General features: G+C 66.2%; 17 protein-coding genes. 7 read left to right on the top strand and 10 right to left on the bottom strand.

Features of this window, described 5'->3' with window-relative positions; all coding sequences use genetic code 11:
* Positions 1 to 116: 116 nt before the first annotated feature.
* Positions 117 to 878, top strand: a complete 762-nt coding sequence (locus Q7T84_RS14300; protein ID WP_304810092.1) for an ABC transporter permease — start codon at positions 117 to 119, stop codon at positions 876 to 878.
* A gap of 253 nt (positions 879 to 1131) precedes the next feature.
* Positions 1132 to 2331 (top strand): OmpA family protein, encoded by a 1200-nt coding sequence (locus Q7T84_RS14305; protein WP_304810093.1) that lies wholly within the window; start codon positions 1132 to 1134, stop codon positions 2329 to 2331.
* 48 nt (positions 2332 to 2379) lie between these two features.
* Here the strand turns inward: Q7T84_RS14305 and Q7T84_RS14310 are convergent, their stop codons facing one another.
* The 5 genes from Q7T84_RS14310 to Q7T84_RS14330 are packed head-to-tail and all read right to left on the bottom strand — an operon-like array spanning position 2380 to position 5853.
* On the bottom strand, positions 2380 to 2652 hold the full coding sequence (locus Q7T84_RS14310) for an HPr family phosphocarrier protein (protein ID WP_304810095.1): 273 nt from the start codon (positions 2650 to 2652) through the stop codon (positions 2380 to 2382).
* The gene (locus Q7T84_RS14315) at positions 2649 to 3053 is read right to left on the bottom strand and encodes a PTS sugar transporter subunit IIA (protein ID WP_304810097.1); all 405 of its coding nucleotides are present in this window, start codon (positions 3051 to 3053) and stop codon (positions 2649 to 2651) included. Before Q7T84_RS14315 ends, Q7T84_RS14310 begins: the two co-directional genes overlap by 4 nt.
* A 10-nt stretch (positions 3054 to 3063) precedes the next feature.
* On the bottom strand, positions 3064 to 3549 hold the full coding sequence (locus tag Q7T84_RS14320) for an HPr kinase/phosphorylase (protein WP_304810099.1): 486 nt from the start codon (positions 3547 to 3549) through the stop codon (positions 3064 to 3066).
* A complete protein-coding gene (locus Q7T84_RS14325) occupies positions 3546 to 5171 on the bottom strand; it encodes a stimulus-sensing domain-containing protein (RefSeq protein WP_304810101.1) in 1626 nt (541 codons plus the stop codon). The genes Q7T84_RS14320 and Q7T84_RS14325 overlap by 4 nt, the downstream gene beginning before the upstream one ends.
* Positions 5140 to 5853, bottom strand: coding sequence for a response regulator transcription factor (locus tag Q7T84_RS14330; RefSeq protein ID WP_304810104.1), 714 nt, complete (start codon positions 5851 to 5853; stop codon positions 5140 to 5142). The genes Q7T84_RS14325 and Q7T84_RS14330 overlap by 32 nt, the downstream gene beginning before the upstream one ends.
* A 238-nt stretch (positions 5854 to 6091) precedes the next feature.
* Between Q7T84_RS14330 and Q7T84_RS14335 the strand changes: the two genes are divergently transcribed.
* Together Q7T84_RS14335 and Q7T84_RS14340 are read left to right on the top strand one after the other, a co-directional pair.
* Positions 6092 to 7807, top strand: a complete 1716-nt coding sequence (locus tag Q7T84_RS14335) for a hypothetical protein (RefSeq protein ID WP_304810106.1) — start codon at positions 6092 to 6094, stop codon at positions 7805 to 7807.
* A gap of 21 nt (positions 7808 to 7828) precedes the next feature.
* Positions 7829 to 8254, top strand: a complete 426-nt coding sequence (locus tag Q7T84_RS14340; protein WP_304810108.1) for a Tat pathway signal protein — start codon at positions 7829 to 7831, stop codon at positions 8252 to 8254.
* A 1-nt stretch (position 8255) separates the two neighbouring features.
* Here the strand turns inward: Q7T84_RS14340 and Q7T84_RS14345 are convergent, their stop codons facing one another.
* The 3 genes from Q7T84_RS14345 to Q7T84_RS14355 are packed head-to-tail and all read right to left on the bottom strand — an operon-like array spanning position 8256 to position 10006.
* Entirely contained in the window at positions 8256 to 9032 is a 777-nt protein-coding gene (locus tag Q7T84_RS14345) for an SDR family oxidoreductase (RefSeq protein ID WP_304810111.1), read from the bottom strand.
* A 9-nt stretch (positions 9033 to 9041) separates the two neighbouring features.
* Positions 9042 to 9350, bottom strand: coding sequence for a 4a-hydroxytetrahydrobiopterin dehydratase (locus Q7T84_RS14350; RefSeq protein WP_304810113.1), 309 nt, complete (start codon positions 9348 to 9350; stop codon positions 9042 to 9044).
* Positions 9347 to 10006 (bottom strand): HAD-IA family hydrolase, encoded by a 660-nt coding sequence (locus Q7T84_RS14355; protein ID WP_304810115.1) that lies wholly within the window; start codon positions 10004 to 10006, stop codon positions 9347 to 9349. Before Q7T84_RS14355 ends, Q7T84_RS14350 begins: the two co-directional genes overlap by 4 nt.
* Positions 10007 to 10107: 101 nt before the next feature.
* Here Q7T84_RS14355 and Q7T84_RS14360 point away from each other — a divergent pair, with 101 nt between their 5' ends.
* Together Q7T84_RS14360 and Q7T84_RS14365 are read left to right on the top strand one after the other, a co-directional pair.
* Entirely contained in the window at positions 10108 to 10473 is a 366-nt protein-coding gene (locus Q7T84_RS14360) for a VanZ family protein (protein ID WP_304810117.1), read from the top strand.
* On the top strand, positions 10470 to 11285 hold the full coding sequence (locus tag Q7T84_RS14365) for a heme-dependent oxidative N-demethylase subunit alpha family protein (RefSeq protein ID WP_304810119.1): 816 nt from the start codon (positions 10470 to 10472) through the stop codon (positions 11283 to 11285). Before Q7T84_RS14360 ends, Q7T84_RS14365 begins: the two co-directional genes overlap by 4 nt.
* Here Q7T84_RS14365 and Q7T84_RS14370 read toward each other — a convergent pair.
* Together Q7T84_RS14370 and Q7T84_RS14375 are read right to left on the bottom strand one after the other, a co-directional pair.
* Positions 11282 to 11983 (bottom strand): response regulator, encoded by a 702-nt coding sequence (locus Q7T84_RS14370; protein WP_304810121.1) that lies wholly within the window; start codon positions 11981 to 11983, stop codon positions 11282 to 11284. The genes Q7T84_RS14365 and Q7T84_RS14370 overlap by 4 nt on opposite strands.
* Complete coding sequence (locus Q7T84_RS14375; protein WP_304810123.1) at positions 11980 to 13458, bottom strand: ATP-binding protein; 1479 nt, start codon at positions 13456 to 13458, stop codon at positions 11980 to 11982. The genes Q7T84_RS14370 and Q7T84_RS14375 overlap by 4 nt, the downstream gene beginning before the upstream one ends.
* Positions 13459 to 13691: 233 nt before the next feature.
* On the opposite strand from Q7T84_RS14375, the gene Q7T84_RS14380 reads away from it, so the two are divergent.
* Positions 13692 to 14765 carry a 2OG-Fe(II) oxygenase gene (locus tag Q7T84_RS14380; RefSeq protein ID WP_304810125.1) on the top strand — a complete coding sequence of 358 codons (1074 nt, stop codon included), beginning with the start codon at positions 13692 to 13694 and terminating at the stop codon, positions 14763 to 14765.
* The last annotated feature ends 567 nt before the right edge of the window (positions 14766 to 15332 follow it).

A 15332-nucleotide genomic window follows, 5' to 3' on the forward strand; every position in this document is an offset into this window, starting at 1 on the left:
ACCGGGATCGCCGCCCTGCTGCGCCAGCTCAACGGCGCGGGTGTGGATTTCAAGGACCTCCAGACCAAGGAAAGCTCCCTGGAGGAGATCTTCGTCAGCCTGGTGAGCACGCGCCCATGAACCTGCACGCCATCAAGGCCATCTATATCTTCGAGCTGGCGCGCACCTGGCGCACCCTGCTGCAGTCGATCGCCTCGCCGGTGATCTCGACCTCGCTCTATTTCATCGTCTTCGGATCGGCGATCGGCTCGCGCATGGTCGAGATCGACGGCATCAGCTACGGTGCCTTCATCGTGCCCGGCCTGATCATGCTGTCGATCCTGACCGAGAGCATCATGAACGCCTCGTTCGGCATCTACATGCCGAAGTTCTCGGGCACGATCTACGAGGTGCTGTCAGCCCCGGTCTCCCCCGTAGAGATCGTCGTCGGCTATGTCGGGGCCGCGGCGACCAAGTCGGTGATCCTGGGGCTCATCATCCTGGCCACGGCCCGATTGTTCGTCGATTTCAGCATCCTGCACCCGTTCTGGATGATCTCGTTCCTGGTGCTGACCGCCGTCACCTTCAGCCTGTTCGGCTTCATGATCGGCGTCTGGGCCGATGGCTGGGAGAAGCTGCAGATCGTTCCGATGATGATCGTGACACCCCTGACTTTCCTGGGCGGCAGCTTCTATTCGATCAGCATGTTGCCCGAGGTCTGGCAGAAGATCGCCCTGTTCAATCCGGTGGTCTATCTGATCTCCGGCTTCCGCTGGAGCTTCTACGGCATCTCCGACGTCGACATCCGGATCAGCCTGGCGGCCACCTTCGGGTTCATGATCCTGTGCCTGATCGGCGTCTGGGCGATCTTCCGCACCGGCTACAAGCTGAAGACCTAGCCAAGCTTCACCTTAGAAATCGACGGGTTCTGCACGCTCGGAATCCGTCATCGCCAAGCTTGTTTGGGTGTAATCGCCAGACTTGCAACTATTCCGCGCGAGCCTAAAAAGGTCATGGGCGACTTACGAGTTTCGCCAACTGTCGGATCGTGTCCGCACAGCGCCTCGATTTTTGTACTGAACGACAAGGCTAAGCTTACGAACTGACCCCGCGCTGACTGGACACGCCCCCCACCTCATTGGGAGATCTGTTGTGAGCAACCTTGTCCAGACCGTGATCAACGCCGTGACGCCGGACTTGATCACCAAACTCTCCGGCCTGCTTGGAGAGTCGCCAGGCTCAGTCGGCAAAGGCGTCGCCGCCGCGGCCCCGGCGCTTCTCGCCGCGGCCCTTCAGCAAAGTTCGACCACGGCGGGCGCCAACAGCCTGCTCGACATGGTTGGCCAGGTGACCGGCGGCGGCGACATCCTCGAACGCCTTCCAGCCCTGCTCTCCGACGACACCGCGCGCGCCGGACTGTTGAGCCAAGGCAAGGGACTGGCCGACAGCCTGCTCGGCGCCAACAGCGCCGGAGCGACGAACACCCTGGCCAGTTTCGCCGGCCTGAAGGGCGGCTCGGCCTCCAGCATCATCGCGCTGACCGCCCCGCTCGTGATGGGCGCTATCGGCAAGGCGCTCGGCCCGAGCAAGACGGCGTCTGGAGTCCAGGCCCTGCTGTCGGAACAACGCTCCAGCATCCTGGGCGCCCTGCCCCCCGGCCTCGGCTCGCTGTTCGGGGTCGGCGGCGCGGCTCAGGCGGCGCGTGGAGCTACGGCCGCGGCAGGCGCCGCGGCGGCCACTAGCGGCGGCGGATTGATGAAGATCCTGCCCTGGCTGATCGCCGCGGCGGTCGTCCTGGCCCTGATCTTCGGCATGCGCAGCTGCGGCAAGGAAAAGGCCGTGGAGCCCGCGCCCGTCGTTCCGCCGGTCGCCGAGGCCCCGGTCGTCGTGGCGCCGGTGGCGGTCGCGCCTGAAACCCTGACCCTGCCCGGCGGGACCACCATCTCGGTCGCGCCCGGCTCCATCGGCTACAGCGTCGCGAAGTTCCTGGACTCCCGCGAGGCCGCGCCGAAGACCTTCATCTTCGACAACCTTAACTTCGACACCGCTTCCAACACGCTGACGCCGGAGAGCAACGCCACGGTCGGCACCATGGTGGTGATCCTCAAGGCCTATCCGAACGTGCGCGCGCGCATCGTCGGCTACACCGACAACCAAGGCGATCCGGCGGCGAACAAGACGCTGTCCGACAGCCGCGCGGCCAGCGTTTCCAAGCAGATCATCGACGCCGGCATCGCCCCCGACCGTCTGGAAACAGCGGGCATGGGCGACGCCAACCCAGTCGCCGACAATGCGACCGAAGAAGGCCGCGCCAAGAATCGGCGGACCGAACTGGTGATCGTCAGGAAGTAAATGCGTTCTCGATCGTCATCGCCGGGCTGGTCCCGGCGGTGGCGATCGCTATTCGTCTTCGTCGAAACGCGCGGCGACCAGGGCCGCGAGGGCGTCGACCGCCGGTTCGGCCTCTTTGCCCTCGGCCTCGATCTCAATGGCGCTGCCGGGTCCGGCCGCCAGCATCATCAGGCCCATGATCGAGCGGGCGTCGACGCTCTGGCCATCCTTGCAGACCTTGACCTCGGCTTCGAAAGTGGCGGCCAGCTTGACGAACTTCGCCGAGGCCCGCGCATGCAGACCCCGCTTATTGATGATTTCGACCGTGCGTGTGGCTGTCACTTTTCGCCGGCCAGCACGTAGGACGCGACGGAGATGTATTTGCGTCCGGCCTCCTGAGCGCAGGCGACGCAGTCTTCGAGGCTCTGGCGCGTGCGGACCGAGGCGAGCTTGATCAGCATCGGCAGGTTCAGCCCGGCGATCACCTCGGCGCGGGTTTGCTCCATCACCGAGATGGCGAGGTTCGAGGGTGTGCCGCCAAACATGTCGGTCAGCAGGATGACGCCGGCGCCCGAATCCACGGCCTCGCACGCCGCCAGGATGTCCTTGCGGCGACGCTCCATGTCATCTTCCGGCCCGATGCAGATAGCCGCGACCGCGGTCTGCGGGCCGACAACGTGCTCCATGGCGAAGATGAACTCTTCGGCCAAACGCCCGTGCGTGACGATCACGAGCCCGATCATGCCAACCCTCTCAACGGGAATCCCCACCCGGCCGCGGCGATACGCCGGCCGCGAGGTCGCCTAGATACGCTCCTTCCGCGCTACGTCCAAGATGTTGCAGTGCGCGGCGGAGTTTCGCAGGCGCGGATGCCTCCAGCGGATGGATCGAAACCGCCGGTATGCTCAAGCCAGCATAGGCGGCGAAGGCGGGGTCTGGCAGGCGTTCGGCCGGCTCGCACCGCGCCGCCAGCACGATGCGACTGAACGGCAGGGCCGACTCGGCGCAGATCCCCAGGCCGCGGACCTCGATCAGATTTGCCAGGGCCGGTGGGGCACGGCCATAAAGCGCGCCGTCGCAAGCCCAGACCGAGACCCGATCGTCGGCCACCAGCCGAAAACCCTGTTCCAGCAAGCGGATGGCTAGATCGCTCTTGCCCGCGCCGGACGCTCCCTCGATCAGCACGCCGCGCCAGGCGCCGCTCAAATAAGTCGTGACCAAGCCGGCGTGAAGGATCATCGCCGCGCCTCCGGCAGGGTCACGATGAACCTCGCACCCGTCACCTTGCCCTCGGCGTCCGGGCGGTTTTCGGCCCGAATAGCGCCGCCCTGGGCCTCGACGATCTGGCGGGCGATCGAGAGGCCAAGGCCCGAATTGCCGCCAAACGCCGCACCCTTCGGCCGGGAGGTGTAGAATCGTTCAAAGATTGTCTCGAGATTGTCGGCCGGGATGCCGGGGCCGTCGTCATCGACGCTCAGCACCGCCTCGCCGCGCCGCCGCTCCAGCTTCACGCGGACCTCGCCGCCTGCTGGACTGAACGAGCGGGCGTTGTCGATCAGGTTGCGCAGAAGCTGGCCCAGCGGACCCTCGCGACCCGAGACCTTGATCGGCTCCAGGGCGTCGGGCGCATTGTAGACGACCGCGACATCGCCCGGCCGAGCGGTGTCCTGATAGAGTTGGACGACCTCCAGGATCAGCCGGCTGAGATCGACCGCCTTAAGATCCTCCCGCGACAACTCAGCGTCCAGACGCGAGGCGTTCGAAATGTCGGTGACCAGCCGGTCGAGCCGCTGGATGTCGTTCTTGAGGATCGCCAGCAGCCGGTCGCGCGCGGCCGGGTCCTTCACCAGGTCGAGGGTCTCCACGGCCGAGCGCAGCGAGGTCAGGGGATTCTTGATCTCGTGGGCCACGTCGGCGGCGAACCGCTCGATAGCGTCCATGCGCTCGGACAGGGCGTGGGTCATGTCCTCGAGCGACCGCGTGAGGTCGCCCAGTTCGTCGTCGCGGCGGGCGAGCTGCGGCAGGGAAATGGCCCGAGCCCGCGACATCCGAACCCGGTCGGCGGCCCGCGCCAGCATACGCACCGGCTGGGCGATCCAGTTGTTGAGCAGGATCGAGGAGACCAGCGAGACGAAGATCGCGATCAGGATGAAGGGGGCCAGGGCCTGGCGCTCGGCGCGGATGATCTCGTCAACGTCGCTGGCTTCCAGGGTGAGGACGCCCAGCACAGCCTGGACGTGCTGGATTGGGATCGAGACCGACACCACCCGCTCGCCGTCCTCGGCGCGGCGCATGCCGGCCCAGTGGACGCCGTGCAGGGCTTGGTTGACCTCCATCATCAGGGCGCGCTGGGCGGCCGGCGCCACCGGCGGCGGCGGGCGGCCCATCTTCAGGTCCAGCGAGAGGCCGCCGTCGTCCCGCGGCCGAGCGGGCGGCAGCACCTTCCACTCCACCCGGTCGGCGACCCAGTAGCTGTCTGCGATCAGATTGCCCTTGGCGTCGAACAGCCGCGCGCGCTGCGAGCGCGGGTTCGAAAGCATCTGCAGGATCTCGCTCGCCGCCTGCGGATCCAGCTCCGGGTTCGGCTCGCCGATCGTCGCGGCGCGGTTGATCACGTTGACGATCAGCTCGCCCTGGGTCGTCAGGCTGTCGATGCGCGCGCCCACCAAACCGCGCCGCAGCTCATTGAGCAGCAAGGAGCCGGCGATGATGATCGCCAGCCCCAGCACGTTGAGCAGGATAATGAGCCGCCCCAGGCGCGAACCTGGCAGCCAACGAAAAAGCGACGGACGGCCTACCTTGCGAGGTTTGCGCGTGTCGGTCTTCGGGTCAGGCTTCGCGGTATCTGTATCCGACGCCATAAAGGGTTTCGATCGCGTCGAACTCAGTGTCGACCTCGCGGAACTTCTTCCGCATCCGCTTGATGTGGCTGTCGATGGTCCGGTCGTCGACATAGACCTGATCGTCGTAGGCGGCGTCCATCAGATTGTCGCGGCTCTTCACGAAACCGGGCCGCTGGGCCAGCGACTGCAGCAGCAGAAACTCGGTCACGGTCAGCTTCACCGGCTTGCCGTCCCAAAGGCAGTCGTGGCGGGCGGGGTCGAGGGTCAGCTTGCCGCGCTTCAGCGCCTTGCCCGCTTCGCCGGCGGCGCCGGCGGCGGTCGCCGGATCCTCGCCCTCGACGCCAGCCCGGCGCAGGACCGCCTTCACCCGCTCAATCAGCAGGCGCTGGCTGAAGGGTTTGTGCATGTAGTCGTCAGCGCCCAGGTTGAAACCGAGGATCTCGTCGATCTCCTCGTCCTTGGACGTCAGGATGATCACCGGCATGTCGGACGTCCGACGAAGGCGCCGCAGCACCTCCATCCCGTCCATGCGCGGCATCTTCACGTCGAGGATCGCCAGGTCCGGCGGTTCGTTCTCGAGCGCCGCCAGCCCGGCCACGCCGTCATAGTAGGCCTTGACCTCGTGGCCATGACTTTCCAGCGCGAGACTGACAGAGGTGACGATGTTCTCGTCGTCATCCACCAGGGTGATCTTGGCCATAGGTTCGTGTCGCATCCTTCAGCGAAGCTTGCATAGCTAGTGGCCCGCCAGCATGGCCTCAATTGGGCGATTGAACGACGGACGAGCCCTGGAGGGAAGCAATAGTCGCAACGCCGGTTCCATACGAGCCCGAGTAACCGCCGCCCAAGCGCCAATCCCCAGGTAAAATCAGGCGATTCCGATAAAGCGATATTAAGCCAATTCGCAGAACATGGGCGCTCCAAGGGGGATCGTCCGGGTGCACGGCCGACAAGTCCATTTCGAACTGTTCATCCGGCGGACGCCGGGCGCTGGTTGGATTCTGGACATGGCCACCGAGAACCGTGGCGCCGCGATCGCCGCCGCCGAGGATTTGATGGGCGCCGGCAAGATCGCCGCCGTGCGGGTGACCAAGGAGACCTTGGACCCCGAGACCCGCGAATTTCAGTCGGTCACGATCCTCAATCTCGGCGCGAGCGAGCTCGTCAAGAAGAAGAAGGTCGTCGAGAATCTCGACCCGATCTGCGTATCGCCGCAGGACCTCTACACCGTCCACGCCCGCGAACGGATCGGGCGACTGCTGGAAGGCTGGCTGGAGCGCAAGGGCGCGACGCCGTTCGAGCTGCTGCACCGCCCCGACCTGGTCGAAGAGTTGGAAGCCTCCGGCACCGACCTGCAGCACGCCATCCAGAAGGTGGCGATCCCTGAGGCCCAGGCCCGTGGCCTGACGGTTCACGAGCTAATCCGAACCCTCTCCGGCCTGGTCCAGCGGTCCATCGACCGGCTGTCGAAGGACTTCCGCAAGGGCGGCATGCCCGACCTGGACAAGGAGGGCTTCGCCCTCGCCGCCGAGCGGGTCAGCCGCGAGCCCGAGCGGGTCTATCTGCTAGGCGCCGGCGTCGCGGCCTCGATCGCCCCGGCCCGGTCCTGGTCGGAAAAGATATCACGCCTGCTGGACCTGGCCGACGCCGCGCCGCTCGCCGGCCCGCCGCGCGCCCTGGCCCTGCAAACCCTTGAGCAACCCCTGGCCGAGATCCTCGCCTCACGCACGGGCCTCGATCACATCATCGGAACCCAGCTCGACCTGGGCGGTCAATTGGCGGCCATGACCCGGCTCGCGGCCTGCGACACCATCGAGGCCCTGATGCGGATGGAGCCGTCGGTCGCCAAGATCATGCCGCCGCTGCCCGAGGCCGCGACCCGGCTCGCCCGGTGGCTGGCGGGCGAGGACTTCCGGAGCGTCCGCACCGCCATCACCAAGCGGGTGGTCCGCGACCTGAACGGCCCACGCCGCCTGCGGCCCGGCGACGCCGCCGGTGAAATCGCGGTCATGCGCGGCCTGGCCATGGCCCTCACCGCCGCCGCGGGGAGCCTGTTGCAGGCCGACGACGTTCAGGCCGCCTTCACCCAGCGCTCGCGGATGCTGGTCACCAGCGATTTCGTGGAAACTTATCTGGGCGGCGGCGAACGCACCGCCCGCGATGAAATCGAGGCCCTGATGTGGTTGGTGGAGAACGTCATCGGCGGCGCCAACAAGCGCCAGGCCGGACGCTACCTGTCCGCCGGAGTCGCGGCCCTGCGGTTCGAGAAGGAGTTCCGCTACGGCCCCGACACCGCGGCGGTGAAACTGCAGAAACTGGCGATCTTGCAGCGGGCCGTGGCGCGCGGCGGCCTGGCGCCGGAGGACTACGAGCCCATCCAGACCAAGATCGGCGATGTCGGCGGCATGGTGGAGGCTGACGCGCGGCTGATCCCTACCCTGGCCCGGACGCCCGCGCCGCCCGCCCAGAAGCTGATGGCGATGCTGCGGCTGGCTATCGGCGAGACCGCGCCCAGCGGACCGGCCGCCGACCGCGCCCGCCTGGAGGCCATGCGCCTGGCCCGACGGGACGACACCCGCGCCGACCTCGCCGCCCACCCCGACCGCATGACTCAGGTGCGCGAACTGATCCAGCAGCTGGGCATGGCCGCCTAGCCCGTAAAGGGACCGCTAATCATGATGTGGCGTGGTGTGGCCATGGACCGTCGTCGCCTTCTCGCCCTCACCGCTCTGGTCGCCGCCTCGCCCGGCCTGATGGCGGCCGCGCCGGCGAAAGACGAGAAGAAGAAGGCCGGCGGCGGCAGCTTCCTCCAGATCACCACCCTGACCGCGTCGGTTATGCGCGCCAATGGTCGGCGCGGGGTCCTGACCGTGGAAAGCGGCCTGGACATTCCGGACGAGAAACTCCGGGCCAAGGCCGACAGCGTATTGCCGCGCATCCGCGCCGCCTTCGTTCAGAGCCTGCAGATCTACGCCTCGGGGATCGCGCCGGGAAGCATTCCCAACGCCGAGATTCTAACCCAGCGGCTGCAGCGCGAGACCGACCGAGTCCTCGGCCAACGCGGCGCCCGGGTGCTGATCGGCACGCTGCTCGTCAACTAGATCACATCGCTGAAATGCCGCCGTCGAGCTTCAGCTCAGCGCCGGTCATGAACTTGCTCTCATCGGAGGCTAGGTACAGCGCCGCATTGGCGATGTCGTCGGGCTCGCCGATATGGCCGAGCGGGATCTGACGGGCCAGCTTGGCGTGCGCCTCCTCGGTCCCGAACTGCTGGCGCAGCGGGTCGAGGATCGGGGTGTCTATGAAGGTCGGGTGGATCGAGTTCGAGCGGATATCCAGCCCCTGCTTGGCGCAGTGCAGGGCGATACCTTTGGACAGCAGCCAGACCCCGGCCTTGGAGGCGTTATAGACCGGTGAGTTGTGCCCCGCGATCAGGCCCGCGATCGACGAGATGTTGATGATTGAGCCCGGCTGATGGTCGCGCATGTATCTCAGCGCGTGCTTGGTCCCCAGGAACACCGAGTCGACATTGACGCTCATGACCAGCTTCCAGTCCTCGTAGGACAGCTGCTCGATATTGCCCGCACGGCTGACGCCGGCGTTGTTGATCAGGACCGAGATCCCGCCCATGGCCGCGTCGGCCTCCTCCAGGGCGTAGATCCACTGGTCTTCCTTGGTCACGTCCAGCGGGAAGGCGAAGGCCGCGCCCTCTCCCAGCGCGGCGTTGATCTCGGCGGCGAGCGCCTTGGCGCCCTCGTGATTGATGTCGGCGATCGAGACCTTGGCGCCCTCCTGGGCGAGCTTGCGCGCCATGGCGGCGCCCAGTCCCTGCGCGCCGCCGGTGATGAAGGCCTTCTTGCCCGCCACCCGTCCCGCCATCTGTGCCTCCTAGTCTTTTGACCCCGCCGCGCTCGCAGCCTGGTTCATGAAGCTAGCCAGGTCGACATCCAGTTCCGTCACCCCGTCGGCGTCGTGGGTGGTCAGCGTCACCTCGACCCGATTGTAGACGTTGAACCATTCGGGATGGTGATCCAACTGCTCGGCCCGGATCGCCACCCGAGTCATGAAGCCGAAGGCGATGTTGAAGTCGGCGAACCGGAACGTGCGGTGGATGGCCTCGCGCTCGCCCGCCGCGCGCGACCAACCTGGCAGCTGGGCGAGGGCGGCGTCCGCGCCGATCCGGGGCGGGCGGCTCACGCCACCACCTCGGCCTCGAAGTTGAGGCCGGTCGCCGCCGACAGCTCGGCCAGGGTCTGCTCGACATCGACCACCTTGATCGCCCGCATGCCCAAGGCCGCGGCCGGTTTGCAGTTGATGCCGAGGTCGTCGAGATAGACGCAGTTCCCCGGCTTCACGCCCAGCGCCTCGCACATCATCAGATAGATCGCCGGGTCGGGCTTGCGGACCCCGGCCTTGGAACTTTCGATCACATGATCGAACAAGGGCAGGATCTGGCCCATGGCGCCGGCCGCCTGCTGCGGCGCGTCGGCGCCGGGGCTATGGTGGCTGACCATGTTGTTGGTGATGCAGCCGACCTTGAAGTGCTGCTTGCAGGCCTTCAGCGCCGCGACCATCTGCGGCCGGACCGCGCCCGAGATCAGCGGCAGAACCTCACGGCCCGGGACCGGATGGCCCAGCGCCGTCGATTCCGCCAGGAACAACTCGTCGAACCCCTTGGCGTCGATTTCGTTGCGCTCGAACAGCGCCCAGGCGTTGGAGTCCGGATTGGTGGAGTTCACCTTGCGGATCAGATCCTTCGGCAACCCCTTCTCCGCCTCATAGCGGGCGAAAGCCTCGAAGGGCGAGGTGGTGAAAACCCCGCCGAAGTCCCAGATCACCGCCTCGAGCGTCATACATCTAAACTCACGTTTGAATTTCTGATCGGAAGCTAGTGGGCATTGGCCGACTTTGAAAGGCTCGCCGTCCCGCCGGACGCTCGCTAGTAGTTCCGACCATGCGCCCCCTTTTCTCGTTCATCCCCCGCCCGATCCGCGTCGCGGTCTTCCTCGCGGCGGTCACGGTGATCCTCTACCTCACCCTGGCTCCCAACCAGGACGTGCCGGGCTCGGGCATGATCTGGGACAAGGCCGCCCACTCCATCGCCTACGGCCTGCTGACCCTGGTCGGCCTCTTCATGTCCACCCATCGCCGCTGGATGGTGGTGGCCGCGGTGTGGAGCCTGGGGATCGGGGTCGAGATCGCCCAAGGCCTGATGGGCTTTGGCCGGCAGGGCGACTGGCGTGACGCCCTGGCCAACACGATCGGCATCGTCCTGGCCTATGTGTTGTGGGCGATCGCCAGGCGCTTCAAACCCAGATGATCCTCCGCCACGCACCCTATGAGGACAGCGCCGACTTCACGATCGGCCTGAAACCCATCGGGGAGCCAGCGTGGCTGGAAGGCGGAGAAGCCGATCCCGCCGCGCGCAAGGACCCACTGTTCGCCAACCATCGCCAGATCGTCTGGGGCGAGACGCCAGCCTCGTTGGCGGGACAGGACGAGGTGCTCGAGCTGGTCGAGGCGGCGTTGGGGCCAGCGCCCCGCGACCTGACCCTCCCCGCCCTCTACGCCGCGGCCCGGCGCACGCCCGACGACCTGGTGCTGATGGAAAAGCGCGAGGGCGCCTGGCGGGTCTCGGCCCTATCGCTCAGCGCGCCCACCTTCTTTACCGCCCATGAGGTGCTGGGCCGCGGCCTCGCCGACATCCATGGCCCGGTGCACGGCTTCGCCGAGCGCTTCCTGGCCCGGGTCGAACGCATCTTCGAAGGCCTGCGCCCCAGCCTGATCCTTGAACGCCGAAACTGGAGCCTGGTGAATTCCAGCGAGCCGTTCACCCCCGACCCCGCGCCGATCCGCGCGCGCATCGCATCGATCGCTCCGGCCGAGGCCGGCTCCGAACTTTTTGTTCGGGTCGAGCGCCAGACCTTGCGGCGGTTGCCACGGACGGGCGGGGCGCTGTTCACCATCCGGGTCTGGCTGCATCCGCTGGACGCCCTGCTCGACGACCCGCCGCGGTTGGCCGCGTTCGCCAGGGCTTGGCGCGCGGCGCCTGGCGATTTCCGGGACTACAAGCGGCTCGGCCTCTACGACGAGCTGGTCGAAGGCTTCCTGCGCGCCCACGGGGCCGGCTAGACCTCGTCCTCCGGCGTCAGCCGATAGCCGACCCCCGGTTCGGTCAGCAGGATGCGCGGCGTCGACGGCTCCTCCTCGATCTTCTGGCGAAGCTGGGCGACCAGAACCCGCACGAACTGCGCATCGACCTGGGCGGTCGGCCCCCAGACCGCGGCGATCAGCTGGCGATGGGTCACCACCCGCCCACCGTACCGGGCCAAGGTCTTCAACAGGTCGTATTCGCGCGGCGTCAGCCGCACCTCGTAGCCCTGCAAGGCGACCCGTCGGGTGGCGAAATTGACTTCAAGGTCGCCGCTCTTGAACACCGCATGGGTCGAGAACCGCCGCTCGCGTCCACGCAAGGCCGCGCGGATCCGGGCCAGCAGTTCGCCGACCGCGAAAGGCTTGTTGATGAAATCGTCAGCCCCGAGATCAAGGGCGGCGATCTTCTCGTGCTCGAGGTCGCGGGCCGACAGCACCAGGATCGGGGTCTCCGACCATTCGCGAATCCGCGAGATCACCGCCTTACCGTCCATGTCCGGCAGGCCAAGATCGAGGATCACCACGTCGCAGGCTTCCCCAGCCAGATAGGCCATCGCCTCGTGCCCCGTCTCGGCCGTCGCCACCGCGTAACCGGCGGCCGCCAGCGCCGGCTTGAGGGCCCGAAGGATCTGCTGCTCGTCGTCGACCAACAGCAGGTGGGCCAAGACGCTGCTCATGAAGACGCCCCCGGCAGGATGACGCTGACCACCAGCCCCGGGCGGCCATCGTCGCGAGATCGCGCCAGGACCTCGCCGCCCATGGCCTCGACCAGGCCCCGGCTGATGGACAGACCAAGGCCGGTGCCCGGCTGGTTCGCCGACGTCGCCGCCGAACGGAAGAATTTATCGAAGATCATTCGCAGGTCAGCTTCCGGCACGCCTGGCCCGTCGTCGATGATTTCCAGAACAATCTGGCCGTCGACAGACTGGCCCCAAATCTCGATACGGCCGCCGTTCGGCACAAACCTGACCGCGTTCTCGACGACATTGGCCAGGGCTTGCTCTGTCAGGATCGGATCGCCGAAGGCGGCCAGATCGTCGGGACAGATGCTGCTGACGATTTCGCGGGCGCCGGCCTGCCGCTGCACGCGTTGTACGACGCGCCCCACGACCTCCGCCACGCCGAAGGTGACCCCGTCAATCGTCAGGGCTCCTGACTCCAGCTTCGTCATGTTGAGCAGGTTGGCGACGAAGCGGTTCAGACGCTCTGCCTCCTCCTGGATAGTCAGCGTGAGATCCTCGCGGACCTCCGCATCGAAGCGGTCGCCGAACTCGCGCAGGCTGCTCACCGAGGCCAGGATCGCCGCCAGCGGCGTTCGCAGATCGTGGGAGATCGACGACAACAGCGCATTTCGAAGCTGCTCGGTCTGAGCCCGAGCCCGCATCTCGGCCCGTTCGGCGGCCAGGCGAAAGCGCGCTATGGCGGCGGCGGCCATGTCGACCAGCACGTCAACCAGCCTCTCGTCATCCTCCGGGCTGTCCGCCAGCCGGCCGTCCAGCGAGCTCACCCGCCAAGCCGCCACCCCAACCATGGCGTCGTCGGCGCGCAGCTGGCGCAGGCGCCAGCCACTCTCACGCACCGCAGCCTCACTGGCCGGCCGCGCGGCGAGATCAGCCAGAGCGGCAGGGATCGTCAATCCCGGCGGCCATATCCAGGATCGGCCGTCATGGAGCACCACGGCCTCGCCACGGCCGGCCTCGGCGATTCTCTGAGCCAGGGCCTGCCGCACGGCGTCCTCGTTGTCGGACGAGGAAAACTCCTCACTGGCGCGGAACAGCGCCCCGGCGGTTCGCGCCCGCGCCTCGGCCCGCCCCTGAGCCTCCCGGACCCGGCCCGCCAGTCGGCCCGTCAACATCGCGACGGCCAGGAATACGAACAGGACCAGGTAGTCCTCGGCCGAGTTCATGGTGAACTCGAAGCGCGGCTCGACCAGATAGATGTCGTAGACGATGAAGGCGGTGGCGGCGGCGAAGTAGGCCGGCCCCGAGCCCAAGGTGACGGCCGTGATCAGCACGCCGGCCAGGAAGACCATCGACAACCGGTCCGTGTCGAAAACCCGGTACATCGCTTCGGCCACCAGGGTCGAACCGACCACGAGCCCGAACGCGGCGGCGTATCGCCAGATACCGCGCAGAGGCGTGATCCGCCGCATTGTCCATTCCCGCGCCATGCGGATCCTTGCAAAGCCGGGGCGTCGGCGGCGTTCGCCTGTCCATGGGAACCCAGGCTCGATCAGGGGAGACGAGCGAGGCCGCCGACGGAACGGACGATGGGCCACCCGGCCGGTGGTTTCAATTATGCCAAGCTTATGCGCGCGGCCCCGCCCTGATCTTATAAACTTCTTATGCTTGTCCCATCTGGCGCCTCGCCGCACCAGACTGCCCAATGAGCCTGATCATCGGCCAAGCAGCGCCTTGGTTCACCGCCCCGACCCCGTCCAACCCCCGGTTCGCGTTTTCGAGCGTGGCCGGCCGATACGTCCTGCTGGTCTTCCTCCCCAGTGACCCTGTGGCGCGGAAGGCGGCCCTGGCCCGGATCGACGCGAGCAAGGCGCTGTTCGATCAGACCAACCTCCTCGCCTTTTGCGTGATCAGCGATCCAGCGGCGTTCAGCGCCGCCCACGACACGACGGGGGTCCGCTGGTTCCTGGACGCCGATCGCCAGATCAGCCGAGGCTATGGAGCCATGGACGAGACAGGCGTCGAGCAGCCGAAGTGGTTGATCCTCGATCCCACTCTGCGGGTCCTGGCGTCTGGAACCATGGCCGAGACCGACCGCATCTTCATGACCTTGCACGGCCTGCCACGCCCTGACGGCCATGCCGGGGTTCCGCTTCACGCCCCGGTTCTCATCGTGCCACGCGTGTTCGAGCCGGAGATGTGCCGCCGACTGATCGACTTCTACGACCAGACAGGTGGAGAGCCTTCAGGGGTCATGCGCGAGGTCGGCGGCAAGACCGTCGGCGTATTGGACGATTTCAAACGTCGCAGCGACGCCACCATCGAAGACCTCGGTTTCCGCGCCGAACTTTTGCAGCGAATTGAAAAGCGGCTTATCTCGCAGATCTCTCGGTCATTCCAATTCCAGCCGAGCCGGATCGAGCGTTATCTGGTCGCGCGCTACGACGCCGAGACCGGCGGATACTTCCGTCCCCATCGCGACAACACCACCTCGGCGACCGCCCACCGGAAATTCGCCTGCTCGATCAATCTGAACGCCGAGGAATTCGAAGGCGGCGACCTGCGGTTTCCCGAATTCGGGTCCCGCACCTATCGCCCCCCGACCGGCGGCGCGGTGGTGTTCTCCTGTTCGCTGCTGCATGAGGCGACACCCGTCACGCGCGGTCAGCGCTACGCCTTCCTGCCGTTCTTTTACGACGAGGCCGGAGAACAACTCCGCCAACGCAATCTGCACACGCTGGTCCTGCCCGAAAAAACAACGACGACCCCGGCCGCCTGAGCCGGCGTCTCGGACCCAAGAGTCTTCTAGTCGACATCTAAAGCAATTGTGGCGAATACAGGCGCCGCAACCTAGGAGCGCCGCCGCTGATCTGCGCCGCGCGAGGCCGCTCGACTTAATCCTCTATATACATCCGACATCAAACCACCGAAGGCGGATGGATAGACGCACGCCGCCCACGCGCCCATCGCGATTAATTAAAAGTAAATTGTGAAATTGAGCGCCAATAACTATTGGCCAATACATAATCACAAAGCGCAACTCGCCTCCCAGGCGATTTTTAACTGCTCAATAAACTTTTATGAATGCTGAAAACCTAGCTATTCTTACTTGTTGTCTTCTCGAAAGATGCGGCGAGAATCTGGCCGATCAAACAAGGTTGATATTTACTTACCACGCCAAGTCGGGTACCGATGTTATCGAAGGCGGTCGCGCTCGGCGGACGCCAGCAAACGAACTGAGGGGCTAACCCCATGAATAAGTTCCTGAAAGTGGCGGCTATCGCCGCTGTCTCCAGCTTTGCAGTCGCCGGCGCAGCGAACGCCGCTATTACAACGTCGATCCTGG

Source organism: Phenylobacterium sp. (assembly GCF_030654915.1).
Classification (GTDB): Bacteria; Pseudomonadota; Alphaproteobacteria; order Caulobacterales; family Caulobacteraceae; genus Phenylobacterium.

Excerpts from the sequence above, each read along its gene's own strand:
- Q7T84_RS14300 (WP_304810092.1), top strand. The coding sequence starts at position 117 with ATGAACCTGCACGCCATCAAGGCCATCTATATCTTCGAGCTGGCGCGC.
- Q7T84_RS14315 (WP_304810097.1), bottom strand. The coding sequence starts at position 3,053 with ATGATCGGGCTCGTGATCGTCACGCACGGGCGTTTGGCCGAAGAGTTC.
- Q7T84_RS14320 (WP_304810099.1), bottom strand. The coding sequence starts at position 3,549 with ATGATCCTTCACGCCGGCTTGGTCACGACTTATTTGAGCGGCGCCTGG.
- Q7T84_RS14325 (WP_304810101.1), bottom strand. The coding sequence starts at position 5,171 with ATGGCGTCGGATACAGATACCGCGAAGCCTGACCCGAAGACCGACACG.
- Q7T84_RS14330 (WP_304810104.1), bottom strand. The coding sequence starts at position 5,853 with ATGGCCAAGATCACCCTGGTGGATGACGACGAGAACATCGTCACCTCT.
- Q7T84_RS14340 (WP_304810108.1), top strand. The coding sequence starts at position 7,829 with ATGATGTGGCGTGGTGTGGCCATGGACCGTCGTCGCCTTCTCGCCCTC.
- Q7T84_RS14345 (WP_304810111.1), bottom strand. The coding sequence starts at position 9,032 with ATGGCGGGACGGGTGGCGGGCAAGAAGGCCTTCATCACCGGCGGCGCG.
- Q7T84_RS14355 (WP_304810115.1), bottom strand. The coding sequence starts at position 10,006 with ATGACGCTCGAGGCGGTGATCTGGGACTTCGGCGGGGTTTTCACCACC.
- Q7T84_RS14360 (WP_304810117.1), top strand. The coding sequence starts at position 10,108 with ATGCGCCCCCTTTTCTCGTTCATCCCCCGCCCGATCCGCGTCGCGGTC.
- Q7T84_RS14365 (WP_304810119.1), top strand. The coding sequence starts at position 10,470 with ATGATCCTCCGCCACGCACCCTATGAGGACAGCGCCGACTTCACGATC.
- Q7T84_RS14370 (WP_304810121.1), bottom strand. The coding sequence starts at position 11,983 with ATGAGCAGCGTCTTGGCCCACCTGCTGTTGGTCGACGACGAGCAGCAG.
- Q7T84_RS14375 (WP_304810123.1), bottom strand. The coding sequence starts at position 13,458 with ATGCGGCGGATCACGCCTCTGCGCGGTATCTGGCGATACGCCGCCGCG.
- Q7T84_RS14380 (WP_304810125.1), top strand. The coding sequence starts at position 13,692 with ATGAGCCTGATCATCGGCCAAGCAGCGCCTTGGTTCACCGCCCCGACC.